Origin of the sequence: Saccharicrinis sp. GN24d3 (assembly GCF_052400645.1) — a bacterium.
GTDB lineage: Bacteria > Bacteroidota > Bacteroidia > Bacteroidales > Marinilabiliaceae > Saccharicrinis.
On record NZ_JBQTGI010000012.1, the window covers coordinates 1 to 16,126 of the forward strand.

Genomic DNA, 16,126 nt, shown 5'->3' on the forward strand with positions numbered 1-16,126 from the left:
TTGTTTATCAAAATAAATTATTATCGCTATTTTCAGGCAGCATAATAAACCCAAACAACAGCTTAAAAAGGGCTTAAAACGCAATAAATTTTATTTTGCGGATAGTTTTTAGACAGACTGCCGTTACCGCCAAGCATAAAAACAATATTGCACTATTAATAATACAATATATTAAATTGTTGCACATTTAATTGTGCGTTTTTCTATATTTGTATAAACAAATAGTTTAAAGCTATGAGAACTCTATATCAGAAATTCGAGATTTTATTACAAAATACGACTATAGATTTTAAGCGGTATCTGTATCAAGAAATTTCTTGGAATAGCCGAATGGTCGGAATTATTGGTCCTAGAGGTGTTGGAAAAACAACAATGATTCTGCAATATATAAAAGAAAACTTAGGTAGTAAACGAGCTTTGTACGTATCAGCTGACGATATGTACTTTAGCGAAAACAGGTTAATAGACTTAGCTGATGTTTTTTATAAGAATGCTGGAGAATACTTATTTATTGATGAGATTCATAAATACGAAGAATGGTCTCGAGAATTAAAAAATATTTATGACTCATACCCAGACTTAAAGGTTGTATTTACGGGGTCTTCTGTACTTGACATACTTAAAGGTTCTGCTGATTTAAGTAGACGTGCATTAATATATAGATTACAAGGACTTTCTTTTAGAGAATACCTTAATTTCTTCCATAATAGAAAAGTTGAAACTTTCACCTTAGAACATATTGTTAATGGGGAGATTCAGCTTCCGGATATAAAACACCCACTACCATTATTCAATGACTATCTGCAGCGAGGTTATTATCCATTTGGAATTGAAAATGAGCTTAATCTTCGGTTAGGACAAATTGTAGTTCAAACCTTAGAAACCGACATTCCTCAATATGCAAATATGAATGTTGCAACTAGTCGTAAATTGAAGCGTTTACTATCAATAATCTCTGAAAGTGTTCCATTCAAACCCAATTTATCAAAGATTGCCGGAATGATTAAGGTTAGTAGAAACTCTTTAGATGACTACTTTACGTATATGGAAAAGGCAGGCCTTATCGGTCAACTACGAAATGAAACTAGTGGAATTCGAGGTTTAGGTAAAGTTGACAAAGTCTATCTTGACAACACCAATTTAATTTATAGTTTAGCTGGCGAAAAATCTAATATAGGTAATATTAGAGAAACTTTTTTTCTGAATCAAATGAGAGTAAGAAATGAAGTTATATCATCAAAGAATGCTGATTTTGTTATCAAAGACTTTACATTCGAAGTTGGAGGGAAGAATAAACAGCAAAAACAGATAGAAAAAGATGGAAAATCATATATCGTGAAAGATGACATTGAATTTGGGTATATGAATATATTACCTTTATGGGCTTTTGGCTTAAATTATTAGGAAAATGCCGCCATTTCTATACATTAACAGACATGAATGAACTTGATTTTATAGCCGATTTTTTTCAAAAACAATTAAAAATCCCTTTGGATAAGGTTCAGAAAAAGGAACTACTTAAAAATATTCGTAAAGAAACCTTTAAAAAGAAAGAATTAATATTTAGCGGAGGAAGCTCAAATACTAAACAGTATATTATTGAGAAAGGACTTATTAGATTATTTCTTATCGATAAAAATGGCAAAGAATTCAATATCTTGTTTGCAAAAGAAAACCAAGTAATAGGTGATTTATCTAGTCCAGAACCGACAAGCTTTTTTATGGAAACAATTGAAGAATCGATTGTCTATTCCATTGATAATGCAGGTCTTTCAGCATTATCAGAATTCATTAAAAATAATAACGACTATTTAAAGCGTTCCTATATTTTTATACAAAAAAGATTAGTTTCAATACTATCTAAAAGTGCTGAGGAAAATTACATAGAACTTAAAACAAGATATCCTGATTTAATAAAGCGGTTACCTCAATATCATATAGCCTCCTATATTGGAGTTAGCGCTGAGTTTCTTAGTAAGATTATTAAAAAGTTAGCTAAAAAGTAAATAGGAGTATTTTCTTGAACTAGTTCATTTTTTTACATTTTGAATGTATCTATTTTTGAGTAAATATTAAAATTTAAAATTATGAATATAGTACTTTGGACTATTCAGGGATTATTAGCAGTTATATTCCTAATGGCTGGAACCATGAAACTTTTAAAGCCAGTAAAAGAATTAAGTAAGAAAATTGGAGATTGGGTTAATAATTTTTCAACAACAATTCTAAGAGCAATAGGCTTAACTGAAATTTTAGGCGCATTGGGATTAATTCTACCAATGTTGTTGAAAATATTTCCTATATTAACACCTATGGCAGCAGTTGGACTTGCATTTACGATGATTGGAGCAATGAGATTACATATAAATAGAAAAGAAACTAAAGAAGTTATTGTTAATTCAGTTTTATTGTTGCTTACAATTTTCGTTATAGTTGGTCGTCTATTGGTCCTATAAGTTTAATAAGTAAGGTTGAATTTGTTGCCTATTAACTAAGCCCAGTTGCTAACATTATAGGAATTAAAGCCCAGTTGAGCACAAAAAAACGGTAGAAGGATACAAGTCCCCGCTACCGTTTTTTTTATGCTTATTTCCAAATGCCAGCGCTCAATTGGGTTTTAATTCTTGTTGGGCTAAGCCCCTTAGAACCAACCTGCCAGCCTAAGGGTATTTAATGTTTTTCTTTCTGTTATTTATTCTTTTTTTAGCGGTATGAAACCAGCCTCTTCAATCTTGTTCTGTTGCTTTCGTTAATCTTCATATTTTTTGTAGGTTTTTGGGCATATTTCACCCGTTCAGGCTCCGTTACTAGCACTTGGCCTGTTGATTTTCAATGCATTTTTTCAAAGAACGTTGTTCTTCCGTATGGTTGTTACCCGGGCTCTATATGGTTGTAAGGGACAATGCCGGCAAACCTTAAACGTCCTTTGTTGCACTTGGGGCAGTTGGGGTTTTTGAAATTGCGGATCAGGCCTTTAATTTCGTCCCACACCGTATCTTGTTTTTCCGACACCGTTATGCCATCTTCCATAGCCTCCTCTTTGGCATCCTCGTGTTCGCGTCGCAGGATTTTTTTTTGCGGTTTCGATATTCTGCCTGCGGTATCTGTTGGCGAATATGCCGTAGCTTCGGACCTTGAAAAACCCTTTGGGCAAAACGTGCAACAGGAAGCGCCGTATGAACTCGTCGATATCCAGCCGCATTTTCCTGGACCGCCCCGTCCGGTAATCTTTCCAGGAGAACAGCACCTTTCCGTCCTTCACCTCAATGATACGGCGGTTGGTGATAGCTATCCTGAAAACATAGCGCGACAGGTATTCCAGGATTTTTTCCGGGTGTCCGAGGGGAGCCTGGATGTTCATCACCCACTCCTTTTTATAAAGTTTGCCGACAAAAATCCCCAAGGCCTTCTTACCGGCGATTTGCGCCAGCTTGCCCTTGAACACGAGCTGGTTACCGTCGATGGCCTGTTTCAGCAGGTCCAGGAATTTCCCCCTAAATTTGCGTGATAGCGCCTTGTAGTGGACGAAGAAACCGTTTTTGTTACCGGCATGCACCCAATGCTTCTTGTCGAAACCCAACCCGCCTGCCGGCATGATACAGTGCAGGTGGGGATGTTCCATCATGTTTTGGCCCCATGTGTGAAGCACGGTCATTAAACCGATGTCGGCACCCAGATGTTTGGTGTCGCGGGCCAACCCCAACAGTGTTTGTGAGGCCGCTTTAAAAAGAATGCCGTACATCGCCTTTTTGTTTTGCAAGCAAAGCGGATTAAGTTCATGGGGAACCGTGAACACCAGGTGGTAATACCCCACGGGCAAAAGTTCCGTCATCCGTTTGTCGAGCCATTGCAGTTTGTCCTTTTGCTGACACACGGGGCAATGACGGTTTCTGCACGAATCATATGCCTTGGTGGTATAAGCACAGTTGTTGCACTGCTCGAAGTGATTTCCCAGTGCGTTGGTCCTACAGGCCGAGAGCAACCTGATCAGTCCTTTTTCCTGTCCTTTTACCCTGTTACGGGTGATATAAGCTTCCCCGTACTCCCCAAATATCTCCCCGATGGTTATTTCTTTCTGCATAAGGCACCGATATTGTCCAGATTGTCAAGCGGATTCTTTACTTCAACGAAGCTGTGGTAATCCAGTAGGTGTAAATCCTACCTAAATAATTTTCTTAAAGATCATTGCTCCGTTCTGCATAATACAAGCAAGCTTGATTTTGCTCTCTCTTATCGCAATAATGTACTGTTCATTTAGAAGAGCTGCCGACAGTTATGTCCGTGAGGATTGTCGCTGAAGCCTGGTATGCTCAAATGACCAAGCCGTAATGCGCAAGTGTAAGCATATGAGGGAAAACTTCACAGCCTGTCCACGAACATCGGGATACGGTTTGATGCAGTGGGCGCTGATAGTTTACATTAAATTATTACTTTTAGGGGTATTAATTAGAGTAAGCTATCAGGCTCTACTCTACGCACCAATATAAAAATACACAATGCTTAAAGACAAAAAAGTAAGCTGGACAACCATTAGTATTTTGGGATTTGCAGTTTGGATTTTTTGCGGACTATTGATTCTTTTTAATGCAGAGAATGAACTAGTTTATTCATTATTTGACATAATCGGGACAATAGGGCAATTAGTTGGACTTGGATATATTTTAACGAATCTAAAATATAGGGAACTTCTAACTGACCCAATTTTCATGACAGGTTTTTCAGTTGGAATTATTGCTATAATAATGAAGATAATGCATTATCAATGGAACGACTTCGCTTTAATGTTAAGTGTTGTTGTTTTAATCAGTGGGTCTTTGATTAGACTTGCCAAAAAAGACAGGAAAGAAATACTGAATTTTCTAAAAGTGGGATGGTTTATTTCTTTTTCTATTGGTGGAGTGTTGAAATTAAATCATTATCCAGGAGCATATAAAACCTTGGCTGTTTCATCATTTATTTTATGGACAATTATTGTTGACTATACATACAAATTGGAGAATAGAAAAAACAGGTGCCAACAATAAACAAAAGCTACGGCTTGCAGTAAACTGACAAGTAAGTGCTATAAATTGCCCAACTTGCCATACCCACACGGTTAAGCTTAATTTGGAAAAATAGATTATATGTGACAACTTTGTAATTACACAAAACGCATAAATTATGGAAGTTTCAGTGATAAGAATAGGAAATTCTAAAGGAATTAGACTTAGTAAAACACTCTTAGAGAGGTATAATATTAGAGACAAGGTTGACTTGATTCTAGAGAAAGGTCAAATTGTTCTAAGACCATTATCGACTCCTAGAAAAGGTTGGGAAAAGGCATTTAAAGAAATGAATGAAAACGGCGACGACAGACTTCTTTTTAACGATGTCTTTGAAGACGAAAACCTTGACGAATGGAAATAAAACAATATCAGATCATCTTAGTAAATCTGGATCCCACTATTGGGAGTGAAATTAAAAAGACCAGACCTTGCGTTGTTGTTTCTCCTGACGAGATGAATAAATATCTGAGGACAGTTGTTATCGTCCCTATGACAACGAGTTCCAAAAACTATCCGACCAGAGTTGAAGTAAAACATGACAACAAAATTGGTTGGATTGTTCTGGACCAAATTCGAACGATAGACAAACAAAGAATTATAAGACCTTTGGGGCGTTTATCAAAACCTGAAACGAAAGAATTAAAAGCTATTTTCAAAGAGACATTTGTTGACTAAAAGAAAATCAAACTAAGCCTAACCATGGTCAAAATGCATAGGCTAAATTATAATTATAAAATCGCAGCTTCGGTGGGCGTTATCTTCGGCCGGACAAATCAAACTCCGTTGGACTCGTCCGTCTACGACATCTTGCCCGAACCGTTGGCATTAATTAACCATTGCAGAAATGATACGGAATACTATAGTTGCAGCATTTTTACTTATCATAAATGTGCAGATTAAAGGTCAAGAAACAATATTAAAAAAGAGAGAATTTGGGGGCATTTATGAAGAATACTATGTGCTTAAGAAAGATAAAAAAGTTAAGTCTGGGAGTTATGTGAAATATGCTCAAAATATATTTGGTCATATTATAATTTTTGAAAAAGGTTACTATAGCAATAATCAAAAGGAAGGGTATTGGAAGAAGTTTGGCAATAATCAATTACAGGAAGTTAGAAGCTACTCTAAGGGAATGCTAAATGGAGACTATTATTATTACTACATAGATACATCAGGAGTAAACACAAGTAATCAATTTATAGACTATAAAGGGACGAAGAATGATTCTTTAATCTTTACAATGAATGATGAACAATTACTGATAAGAGAGCATGGGAAATATAAGAATGATAGGCGAAGTGGTATTTGGAATTTTTATCATGCGAATGGAGATGTTTATTATACTTATGACTTTTCAAATGATTCCCTAATTTTTAATGATAATGTAAGCTTAATTGAAAATAGAGAATTACCATGTTATAAAGGCGGAGGTAAAAATGGACTTTTAATGGAGCTTTTCCCATATCTATATAGTAACATGTCCAATGACTCTGTAAATTTCAACTGTAGTTTTTTAATAAGTAGTAATGGAAAACTTGAGAGTCTAACCGTTAATAGCTCTTTAAACTCTAAAAAATACAATAAACGAATACCTAAGATGGTTAAATTACGTTTTGATTGGCTTTGCAATAAGAATCAAGAAGGTTGTTCTAATTATGAAGCTGTTATAAGTATTGTTAAGGGAGAAGAACATATAACGACAAATATTGAGCTTAAAAATAACTAATGCAACCATGGCTCATAAAGCATAAGTGAGTCCGACTAATTTTGGTCGGTTCGTGGCTTCGGCAAACAACGCCAAATCGCAGATTTGACTTAAAAAATGAAAAGTTAAAACAAATAAAACGCTTTGGCCCAGGAGCTGTTAGGAAGGTTTGGTTCATGAAATCTCCGCACGCGTCATCCAGTGAACGTTACCGCAAATGCTAAAAAAGTCGCACATCAACGAAATTAATTAAAAAACAGGGATTTTTACGGGTAAATGACATCATAGAAATTCAACATGAGTTAATTGGAAACAATGCTGGAATAAGAAGTATGCCTGGCACTGTTTTAAAAAATGACACTACAGGAGCAGCATAATTCAAGCGAGCTTGATTCTGCTCTCTCTTATCGCAATAATGTACTGTTCATTTAGAAGAGCTGCCGACAGTTATGTCCGTGAGGATTGTCGCTGAAGCCTGGTATGCTCAAATGACCAAGCCGTAATGCCCAAGCGTAAGCATATGAGGGAAAACTTCACAGCCTGTCCACGAACATCGGGATACGGTTTGATGCAGGGGCGCTGATAGTTTACATTTAATTATTACTTTTAGTGGTATTAATTAGAGTAAGCTATCAGGCTCTGCGCTACCCAGCAAGCAGAAAAAAATATTACAGTGCAACGAATAACCTCACTATTCAATGCATTACGTGCAACGAATATTTTTGAAATGCGACGAATAAGTTGTATTTTCATTGCAAATTATGCATCGAATGAAAGCTTTTATACATCAAAAAGACCAATGGCCAGAGTTTACATGGAACTATAATGATTTCATAAACCTCTTGAGTGAAGTTAGAAACTTGCAAGGCAGACTAGTAGGAAAAATGGAAACACTTGGTTTCGATTTAAGAAATGAAGCTTTACTTGACACTTTAACTCTTGATGTTCTAAAATCTTCAGAAATTGAAGGTGAAATATTAAATCCAGACCAAGTTCGTTCTTCTATCGCACGTAAACTGGGAATGGAGATTGCAGGTGCTGTTGATTGGGACAGGAATGTTGAAGGTGTTGTCGAGATGATGCTTGATGCTACACAAAACTGCTTCAAGCCATTAACTGCTGACAGATTATTTGATTGGCATGCAGCTCTGCTTCCAACAGGAAGAAGTGGAATGTACAAAATCAACGTAGCAAACTGGAGAAAAGATACCACGGGACCAATGCAGGTTGTATCTGGTGCAATGGGAAAAGAAAAAGTACATTTTCAGGCTCCGGATTCGGAATTGTTAGAAAAGGAAATGACTCAATTTTTAGATTGGTTCAATAATAATAAAAAAAACGATTTAGTTCTTAAAGCAGCAATAGCTCATTTGTGGTTTGTTACGATTCATCCATTTGACGATGGAAATGGCAGAATTAGTAGAGCAATAACAGATATGCTGCTTGCTCAATCAGACAAAAGTAATCAGCGGTTTTATAGTATGTCAGCGCAAATTACATTAGAGAGAAAACAGTATTATGAAATGCTTGAAAGAACACAAAAAGGTGATTTAAATATAGCAAGTTGGATTGTATGGTTTTTAACATGCTTGTCAAATGCTCTGAAGTCTACTGAAACTGTATTAACAAAAGTACTTTTCAAAGCTGACTTCTGGCGAAAGCACTCAGAAACAATTATCAATGAACGGCAAAAGAAAATACTGAATATGTTATTGGATGGGTTTGATGGGAAATTAACATCTTCCAAATGGGCAAAGATTGCAAAGTGTTCAAAAGATTCTGCTGTTAGAGATATCAATGACCTTATATCAAAAAGCATTTTGCAGAAAGAAGCTGCAGGAGGAAGAAGTACAAATTATGAATTAATAGAAATGCCAGCTGGCAACAAACCGTAATAATGCATGGCTTGCCGCAGGCGCAACATAAGCCACGCATCATGCCAGATAGTGGGCTGCCGACAGTTAAGCCCGGTATGTTCAAATGACCAAGCCGTAATGCGCAAGCGTAAGCATATGAGGGAAAACTTCACAGCCTGTCCACGAACATCGGGATACGGTTTGATGCAGGGGCGCTGATTGTTTATTTGTAATTGTTACTTTAAGGGGTATTAATTATAAGCTATCAGGCTCTACGCTACTATGCAAGTGTGATGGAGCGAAAGTTATCCTTTGAAACATTTACTCTTTGAACAAACAGACAAGAAATTATTATTAGCCTCTTTGAAGGTAGTTCGGTGCTAATTTGATGGGAATTTATTTTGTTTTTTTCTTCCCCCGCAAAAGAAAAAAGGAAACCCCAACGCACAAAACAGCACATTTGCAAATCGCACCATCTGACCCGCAAACCAAAATTTGCAAAAGAGCTGTTTTTTTGCCCTCGCACCCGTGCATTTTTGTTATTTTGTGGGTTATTTGGAAATTGATAAGTGAAACATGAAATTCAATGAAGACTCAAGAGTTAAAATACCGACCATTCTGCATTTAATCAGATTGGGATATGGGTATTTGTCCTTGTCTAATCAGGCTTGGGACGAATCGACCAATATTTTCACCGACATTTTCAAGGAAAGTATACAACGACTAAACCCAGAATTAAGCGAGGGTGATATCAAACGCTTTTATGACGAAGTGGCGTTATGCCTGGAAAATGAAGATTTAGGAAAAGCCTTTTACGAAAAACTCATTGAGAAATCGGGCAACAGATTGATTGACTTTGAGGATTTCGGCAATAATACCTTTAATGTCGTTACCGAGCTAACCTACAAAAAGGACGACGAAGAGTTTAGACCTGATATCATTCTGCTTATTAATGGAATGCCCCTCGTATTTATTGAGGTTAAGAAACCCAATAACCGGGATGGCATAATTGCCGAACATAAACGCATACAAACACGATTCAAGAATAAGAAGTTCCGCAAGTTTGTGAACTTAACGCAGCTCATGGTATTCTCCAACAACATGTAATACGATGATAGCACACCAGAGCCAATCGAGGGTGCTTTTTATGCCACCACCTCATACGACAAACCGCCTTTCAACTATTTCAGAGAGGAAGAAAAGTTTGATTTAGATTCTTTACTAAAATCGGAGGATGATGAAAAGGAAAACTTTGTTTTAAAAGACAACAACTTATTAACTATTAAAAACTCTAAAGAGTTTCTTACCAATAAAAATCCCAATACACCAACCAATAGAATTTGCACATCGCTGTTTCAGCCAGAACGATTGAGTTTTCTGCTGCAATATGCTATTGCATACGTGAAAGAAGAAAGCGGACTGGAAAAGCACATTATGCGTTATCCGCAAATATTTGCCACTAAGGCTATTGAGAACAAGCTAAATGAAAACATAAAAAAGGGAATCATCTGGCATACGCAAGGAAGCGGTAAAACGGCTTTGGCGTATTACAATGTTAAACATCTTACCGACTATTACCAGAACAAGGGCATTATACCAAAGTTCTATTTTATTGTCGACCGCCTCGACCTTTTAATTCAAGCTGCAAAAGAGTTTAAAGCACGTGGATTGGTGGTACACGAAATAGATTCGCGAGATGCTTTTGCACGAGATATTAAAGCCACAAAGGTTATTCACAACAATTCGGGTAAAGCTGAAATTACGGTGGTTAACATTCAAAAATTTCAAGACGATCCCAATGTTATTCAAAATACCGATTACCAACTAAACATACAGCGGGTATTCTTTTTAGATGAAGTACACCGTAGCTATAATCCTAAGGGTAGTTTCCTGGCTAACCTGGAGCAGTCCGACAAAAACTCGGTTAAAATAGGATTAACAGGAACGCCACTACTGGGCCAAGAGTATAACTCAAAAACACTGTTTGGCAATTACATTCACAAATATTACTACAACGCTTCCATAAAAGATGGTTATACCCTGCGCTTAATTCGCGAGGAAATAGAAACCAGCTATAAACTAACCTTACAGCAAGCGCTCGAAGAAATTGAGATACTGAAAGGCAATGCCGATAAAACGGATGTGTATGCGCACCATAAATTTGTAGAGCCCATGCTCGACTATATTGTAAAAGATTTTGAGCAAGCACGCATTGCTATGAACGACAATTCCATTGGAGGCATGGTGGTAAAAGAATATATGAATGAGTTTTATGGGCGCACGGCTTAATAACAATTAGAAATTTGGAATTGAACATTCATAATTCGTAATTGAAAATTGACCATTCGTAATTGCACATTGATAATTGACTATATGGAAAGTAAACTTGAAATATTTACAACAAGTGATAACCAAACTGAAATTCTGGTACAATTTGATACGGAAACAGTTTGGTTAACTCAGGCGCAAATGATTGATTTGTTTCAGAGAGACCAATCGGTTATTTCGCGCCACATCAATAACGTTTTTAAAGAGGGTGAACTAGATAAAGAAAGCAATATGCAAAAAATGCATATTGCAAATTCAGATAAGCCTGTGACTTTTTATAATCTTGATGTAATTATCTCTGTAGGATATTGTGTAAAATCAAAACAAGGTACACAGTTTCGTCAATGGGCCACGCAACGTTTAAAAGACTATCTGGTACAAGGATATGCCATACCTTCTAACACGAACAAATCCCTTGGGCATAACATGTTGGCAAAAGCGGCGTAAAAACTCGGTGCCTTCCAGGATTTGGGGTTTAGCAGGCCTTTTTTTTCTGTAATCCTTGGCCCTGAACTTTACATGCGTATCACTTATACTTATGATTCTATCATTGGCTATGGCAATGCGATGTGTGTACTGCCCCAGATAACGCACCACATGTTCGCTGTCGGCCATGGAAGCCTCGCTGTACACCACCCAATTCGTCGGGAAAGCGTTTTGTACCTGCCGGTAAAACCCGCTATACCGCCCTGCTTTTCTCAAGCCCCGTTTTAAGCTATCCGGGAATGCGGCCTTAAAAGAAGCGCTGAGTTTCTGTACGCAATATAAATAATTGGCATACTTGCCCATGCGCAAATAAGGAGCGTTTGGAACTACCTCCATAATGTACTTGGTTCAGTTATCTGCAAACTAATTAATATACATTAACTAATAAAATGTCAGGCATATTAAACAAGTAGTTATTTTTGCGGTTGTAACAAGCTATAGAGTTCCATAATTACAATTAAATGAAAGACCTAAAAACAACCAATACATTATTACTTATTCTTGTAATACCCGTAATATTTTACTTGCTAAAAACACTTTCGTTTATTTTTGTGCCGCTCGTACTTGCTATGTTTATTGCCCTTTTGTTTTTGCCCTTGATGAGGTGGCTTAGCCATAAGAGGGTTCCCAAACCACTAAGTATATTATCCATCATTTTAATTATTACCGGCGTATTTAAATTAGGAGGAGAATTGATTAAGTTAACCAGCAATGAAATACTGGCAGCTGATAATTTATTCTTTGAAAAAGCAGAAACCAAACTCGTGGACTTGATTGTTTCCGTGGAAGATTTTTTCGGCATAGCAAGGTTGCAAGGGGATAATGTTTTGTTGCATTATCTAAAAAATGATAACATAGTGGAAAACATCGGACTGTCGCTGGATTTTATAAGCAATCTGCTTTCAGGGACACTAATGACCGCCTTTTTTGTGGTTTTACTATTGACCGGATCCGTTAATTTTGAAAAGTTATTGAACAGCACACTGATCAAAGTAAAACACTCTTCGGTTAAAATCTTCCGGAAAATTGAAAAAGACATCATTAAATTTGTTCTCGTTAAATTTGTTATCAGTCTGTTTACAGGTTTGGGCTTTGGATTGGCCTGCCTGGCTTTTGATATTAGCTTTCCAATATTCTGGGGTCTTTTTGCTTTTGCTATCAATTTTGTTCAAATGATTGGTTCTGTAATTTCTGTGGCACTGCTATCCTTATTTGCCTTTGTTGAAATTGAACCTATGACGACCTTACTTTTCTTTGTGCTTACCATCACCGCTGTGCAAGTGGTCATGGGAGGCGTGTTAGAACCCGTTTTTATGGGCAAGACGTTTTCGGTGAATGTTATCACCATTTTAATCATGCTCATGTTTTGGGGCTATATTTGGGGTATCCCGGGGCTTATTCTGTCTATCCCAATCACCGTTTTTATCAAAATAATTTTAGACCAGTTCCCCAGGTACAAAGTCATTACAGAACTGATGTCGGGCGGGAAAGCATAGTTTCCTGCTGTTGTAGGGAATTTTCATGTTTACCCGTCAGATGCATATAAAATCCTGTTGAACCAAATTATCGGTGTTGCCGGCTTTTACCGACCTGCCGTTTTTTATCAGGTAAGTTTCGGGGTAAATATAACTACAGTTTTGTATAAATGTTAGGAGATAATCAAGCCTTCGTATTGCATGATTTACCATATTGATATTTCTTGTTTTCTAAACTCTCTGACCAACAGCCATGAACAAACGCAAAAAATAATTACTGAGCCAAAAATAAGCAATATTGCATTCATCATGCCTCCATGTGATTCAACAAAAGTTTTATCGAGTTCTTCTTCCAGGTTTATAAACTGCATGCTTAAAAATGCCAACAGGTTATTTATAAAATGAATGATAATGCAAAGCGAAAGTTTTTGTGTTTTGTAGTACACCCATCCCATAAAAGCACCTATGCCCATCGCCGTAACAAATTGCCACGGGTTTAAATGAACAATACCAAAAAGAAGACTCGAAACAAAAATGGACTTGGCGGGTGAGTATCTTTTTAACAGACCATCGAGTATAATGCCTCTGAAGATGAGTTCTTCAAAAATGGGGGCCGCGACCACTATGGTTAAAAAGGCAAAGATACCCTTCATATTACCAAGTTCGAGAATGATCTTTTTAAAAAAATCGGGCATAGGTATCAGGCTTGTGAGCGGAGAAAGAATACCTAGCTGTAAGCCAAGTGCTGCGACAGAAACCAGTATGATGATTTTAGGTTTGTCAAAACGGATATCATACCTTTGAAGAGCTGTTTCTTTCTTGCGGATGAAGTGAGCAAAGGCAAAAGTGGCTCCCATCGACATAAGATAGTATATTAAGAAGGTAATTTCTTTCCCTAAAACTTCGTTCAAAGCCAATTGTAATGGCGAAAAGATAAGCATGCATACAATGGCAACACCCATAATGCCCCAGCTCTGGGCAATGCTTGGATAGGTTTTTTGTTGTATCATTAATTTAAGTTTAGTTTTGTATGGCCAATTTAGTAAATGTTATTGTTAAAAACCATATGTGTGCTAAACAAAAATACCCTTAAACCCGGATTATGTATTGGAGGTTCGTCACGAGCATTGAAAGTACAATAAAACAAGGCATTATGAAACGAGGGATCACTTGTCCCGATTACTTTCGGGAGCATCGTTCTGGTGAGTTGATGCAACGAAGTGTCTTGTTTTAAAGTAATTTCAATGTGCAATAGAATTTCTAATGCATATTGCGGGTTTAACTAAAGTAGTCAAAGGGTATATCTGAAAGAGATATGTAAAAACCGTGTAACTTATGGTTAGATATTTAATCGTTTACAAATAAATAGTCTCCTCCACCTGCACCGCTATGGCATCCTATGCAACCAGCCAGAGAACCCCGGTTGCCGGCTCCGACAGCAGGTAACATTCCAAACGGATTTATACCATAATCATTGGAGGCATCAAATGGAATTTGCATAAACTCCCAATCCTTATTGGTTGTATCGAAACCGGACTCACGTTTTACCATTACAAATGATACATACAAATCCCCCGTGCTGCCGTCCGGTTCCCTGGCAAAGGTATTTTTGGTCACAATGGTGCCGGGCGCAACTGTTTCGCTTAGGCTTGCCAAAGAAGCATATACTTCACGGATAGTTTCATCACCTGTAGTGCCGCTTGGACCGCCATGTGCAAATGTGCCACCCGTAAAATCACCAATCATATCGGTGGCATTGTTCAACTGAGATTGTGTAATCAATATCTCATCAGGACCCTCATTGTCGTCATTGTCACTTTCACTTTCACAGCCTGCTAAGAGGCCTATGGCCAGAAACATGGCCATCCATTTAAGTACGTCTTTTGTTTTCATCTCATTCTCATTTAAATGTATATACAGAAATCTCGTTCCATCGTTAATTACATTGGTATCCGATAGAATTCGCAAGCTCATTTCGATGCAACCAGCCACTTAAATTACTTCATGGTTCGAGAAAGAAATTGGTATGGCTCGTTTCATGTAACTGTGGTTGTAATGGTTAATAAATCGGTTTTAATAAATACTGAGAGGGTATGCCCATTGTATGACAAAAAGTGATGATTAATCTTTTGCTTACTACAATAGTGTGTCCCGGAACTTTCGCAATTAAATGCCGGTGCATCATCAAAGCGACTTTAAAGGTGAAGCGTATTAAGGCGCATTTTGATGAGTCATCGGTATAAAAGAACATTTCGAAAGCCTAACGTCAGTCAGGAAGCCGTCGCATCTTCCTTTAATTTTTAATAATTCTGCCTTTTGGGCCCATTTAAACCTTTCGTAGTTTTTGACCACATACAAGGAGTCAAACGTGCAGGAAACCCCCATGAATTCATCTTCGAGGCAAATGGTTACAGACCCGTTGGCATTGTGATCGTATGATACTGGTTGACCCGATACCTCAATAATCTTGTTGAGGTATTCCCGGTTGGCTTTTTGTTCGTCGCTGTTAAATGTATCGTGCAGCAGATTGGCGGAAATGGTAACCTCAACCTTGGCTTTCTCGTAATTTTTGTGCGGTTTGTTAAATTGGTAGAAACCAATAACAGCAACGGCAAGCATTACTCCTGCAAACAGGATTAATATCCTTTTCTTGTTCATAACAAAATAATTTAACGCGGTTTCAAGTCCACCGTAACGGTGACTTCTATTTCTTTGGCTATATTGTTTCTGACTGCTTTCGGTATTTTTATATTGTAATCTTCCGGCTTTACAATAAATTGGGCAGTGCCTCTTACCCCATCCTCGTTTGCTGCTAAATTGGCCAATGTCTCGATGTTTTGCGTAACCCCATGAATGGTAAGTTGACCGGATATGCTGACCTCGGAATTTTTACCCGATTGCAACATGTCACGCGAGAAATCAATTATTTCACCCTTAAAGTTGGCCTTGGGGAAGTCGTCCGATTCCAGATAGTTTTCGTTAAAGTGTTCCTGCATCAAGGCCTTTTCAAATTCAAACGATTTTATAAGAAGCGCAAAGGTTAAACTTCCATCTTCACCGTTAAGAATGGCTGCCACCTGAGAATTTTCAGCTTTTATATCCTCCATTGGGGCATGTGAGAAAAAAATAACATTTCCCGTCCGGGTGAAATACTTTTGGGCATTTACGGAAAATATGGAAAAGGATAAGGCAAGCAGCAGCATAGTTTTCATAACCTTAGATTTTAAAAAG

General features: G+C 37.4%; 18 protein-coding genes. 12 read left to right on the forward strand and 6 right to left on the reverse strand.

What is annotated here, in order from left to right; translation table 11 throughout:
* Window positions 1-234: 234 nt before the first annotated feature.
* The 3 genes from ACT29I_RS14890 (at window position 235) to ACT29I_RS14900 (ending at window position 2,456) form a co-directional block, all read left to right on the forward strand.
* Entirely contained in the window at window positions 235-1,404 is a 1,170-nt protein-coding gene (locus tag ACT29I_RS14890) for an ATP-binding protein (protein ID WP_430937374.1), read from the forward strand.
* A gap of 32 nt (window positions 1,405-1,436) precedes the next feature.
* Complete coding sequence (locus tag ACT29I_RS14895) at window positions 1,437-2,006, forward strand: Crp/Fnr family transcriptional regulator (RefSeq protein WP_430937376.1); 570 nt, start codon at window positions 1,437-1,439, stop codon at window positions 2,004-2,006.
* A gap of 81 nt (window positions 2,007-2,087) precedes the next feature.
* Complete coding sequence (locus tag ACT29I_RS14900; protein ID WP_444793835.1) at window positions 2,088-2,456, forward strand: DoxX family protein; 369 nt, start codon at window positions 2,088-2,090, stop codon at window positions 2,454-2,456.
* 518 nt (window positions 2,457-2,974) lie between these two features.
* Here the strand turns inward: ACT29I_RS14900 and ACT29I_RS14905 are convergent.
* Entirely contained in the window at window positions 2,975-4,081 is a 1,107-nt protein-coding gene (locus tag ACT29I_RS14905; protein ID WP_444793836.1) for an IS91 family transposase, read from the reverse strand.
* Between the two features lie 415 nt (window positions 4,082-4,496).
* On the opposite strand from ACT29I_RS14905, the gene ACT29I_RS14910 reads away from it, so the two are divergent.
* The 8 genes from ACT29I_RS14910 (at window position 4,497) to rhuM (ending at window position 11,381) form a co-directional block, all read left to right on the forward strand.
* Window positions 4,497-5,024 (forward strand): hypothetical protein, encoded by a 528-nt coding sequence (locus ACT29I_RS14910; protein ID WP_444793837.1) that lies wholly within the window; start codon window positions 4,497-4,499, stop codon window positions 5,022-5,024.
* A gap of 136 nt (window positions 5,025-5,160) precedes the next feature.
* A complete protein-coding gene (locus ACT29I_RS14915) occupies window positions 5,161-5,406 on the forward strand; it encodes an AbrB/MazE/SpoVT family DNA-binding domain-containing protein (protein WP_430937322.1) in 246 nt (81 codons plus the stop codon).
* Window positions 5,397-5,720, forward strand: a complete 324-nt coding sequence (locus tag ACT29I_RS14920; protein ID WP_430937324.1) for a type II toxin-antitoxin system PemK/MazF family toxin — start codon at window positions 5,397-5,399, stop codon at window positions 5,718-5,720. Before ACT29I_RS14915 ends, ACT29I_RS14920 begins: the two co-directional genes overlap by 10 nt.
* A gap of 169 nt (window positions 5,721-5,889) precedes the next feature.
* On the forward strand, window positions 5,890-6,771 hold the full coding sequence (locus tag ACT29I_RS14925) for a hypothetical protein (RefSeq protein ID WP_444793838.1): 882 nt from the start codon (window positions 5,890-5,892) through the stop codon (window positions 6,769-6,771).
* Between the two features lie 749 nt (window positions 6,772-7,520).
* On the forward strand, window positions 7,521-8,645 hold the full coding sequence (locus tag ACT29I_RS14930) for a Fic family protein (RefSeq protein WP_444793839.1): 1,125 nt from the start codon (window positions 7,521-7,523) through the stop codon (window positions 8,643-8,645).
* A gap of 537 nt (window positions 8,646-9,182) precedes the next feature.
* On the forward strand, window positions 9,183-9,713 hold the full coding sequence (locus tag ACT29I_RS14935) for a type I restriction endonuclease (protein WP_444793840.1): 531 nt from the start codon (window positions 9,183-9,185) through the stop codon (window positions 9,711-9,713).
* A gap of 261 nt (window positions 9,714-9,974) precedes the next feature.
* Complete coding sequence (locus ACT29I_RS14940; protein ID WP_444793841.1) at window positions 9,975-10,895, forward strand: DEAD/DEAH box helicase family protein; 921 nt, start codon at window positions 9,975-9,977, stop codon at window positions 10,893-10,895.
* A gap of 279 nt (window positions 10,896-11,174) precedes the next feature.
* Window positions 11,175-11,381 carry a RhuM family protein gene (gene rhuM / locus ACT29I_RS14945; protein WP_444793916.1) on the forward strand — a complete coding sequence of 69 codons (207 nt, stop codon included), beginning with the start codon at window positions 11,175-11,177 and terminating at the stop codon, window positions 11,379-11,381.
* Here rhuM and ACT29I_RS14950 read toward each other — a convergent pair.
* Window positions 11,295-11,756, reverse strand: coding sequence for an IS91 family transposase (locus tag ACT29I_RS14950; RefSeq protein ID WP_444793842.1), 462 nt, complete (start codon window positions 11,754-11,756; stop codon window positions 11,295-11,297). The two genes, rhuM and ACT29I_RS14950, sit on opposite strands and share 87 nt — an antisense overlap.
* Window positions 11,757-11,881: 125 nt before the next feature.
* Between ACT29I_RS14950 and ACT29I_RS14955 the strand changes: the two genes are divergently transcribed.
* Entirely contained in the window at window positions 11,882-12,916 is a 1,035-nt protein-coding gene (locus tag ACT29I_RS14955; RefSeq protein ID WP_430933715.1) for an AI-2E family transporter, read from the forward strand.
* Window positions 12,917-13,101: 185 nt separating this feature from the next.
* Here ACT29I_RS14955 and ACT29I_RS14960 read toward each other — a convergent pair whose 3' ends face one another.
* The 4 genes from ACT29I_RS14960 to ACT29I_RS14975 form a co-directional block, all read right to left on the reverse strand.
* Window positions 13,102-13,905, reverse strand: coding sequence for a CPBP family intramembrane glutamic endopeptidase (locus ACT29I_RS14960; RefSeq protein ID WP_430933716.1), 804 nt, complete (start codon window positions 13,903-13,905; stop codon window positions 13,102-13,104).
* Between the two features lie 337 nt (window positions 13,906-14,242).
* Window positions 14,243-14,788: a hypothetical protein gene (locus ACT29I_RS14965; RefSeq protein WP_430933717.1), complete on the reverse strand. Its 546-nt coding sequence runs from the start codon at window positions 14,786-14,788 to the stop codon at window positions 14,243-14,245.
* Between the two features lie 318 nt (window positions 14,789-15,106).
* Window positions 15,107-15,553: an OB-fold protein gene (locus ACT29I_RS14970; RefSeq protein WP_444793843.1), complete on the reverse strand. Its 447-nt coding sequence runs from the start codon at window positions 15,551-15,553 to the stop codon at window positions 15,107-15,109.
* Window positions 15,554-15,564: 11 nt separating this feature from the next.
* A complete protein-coding gene (locus ACT29I_RS14975) occupies window positions 15,565-16,107 on the reverse strand; it encodes a YceI family protein (RefSeq protein WP_430933720.1) in 543 nt (180 codons plus the stop codon).
* Between the last annotated feature and the right edge of the window lie 19 nt (window positions 16,108-16,126).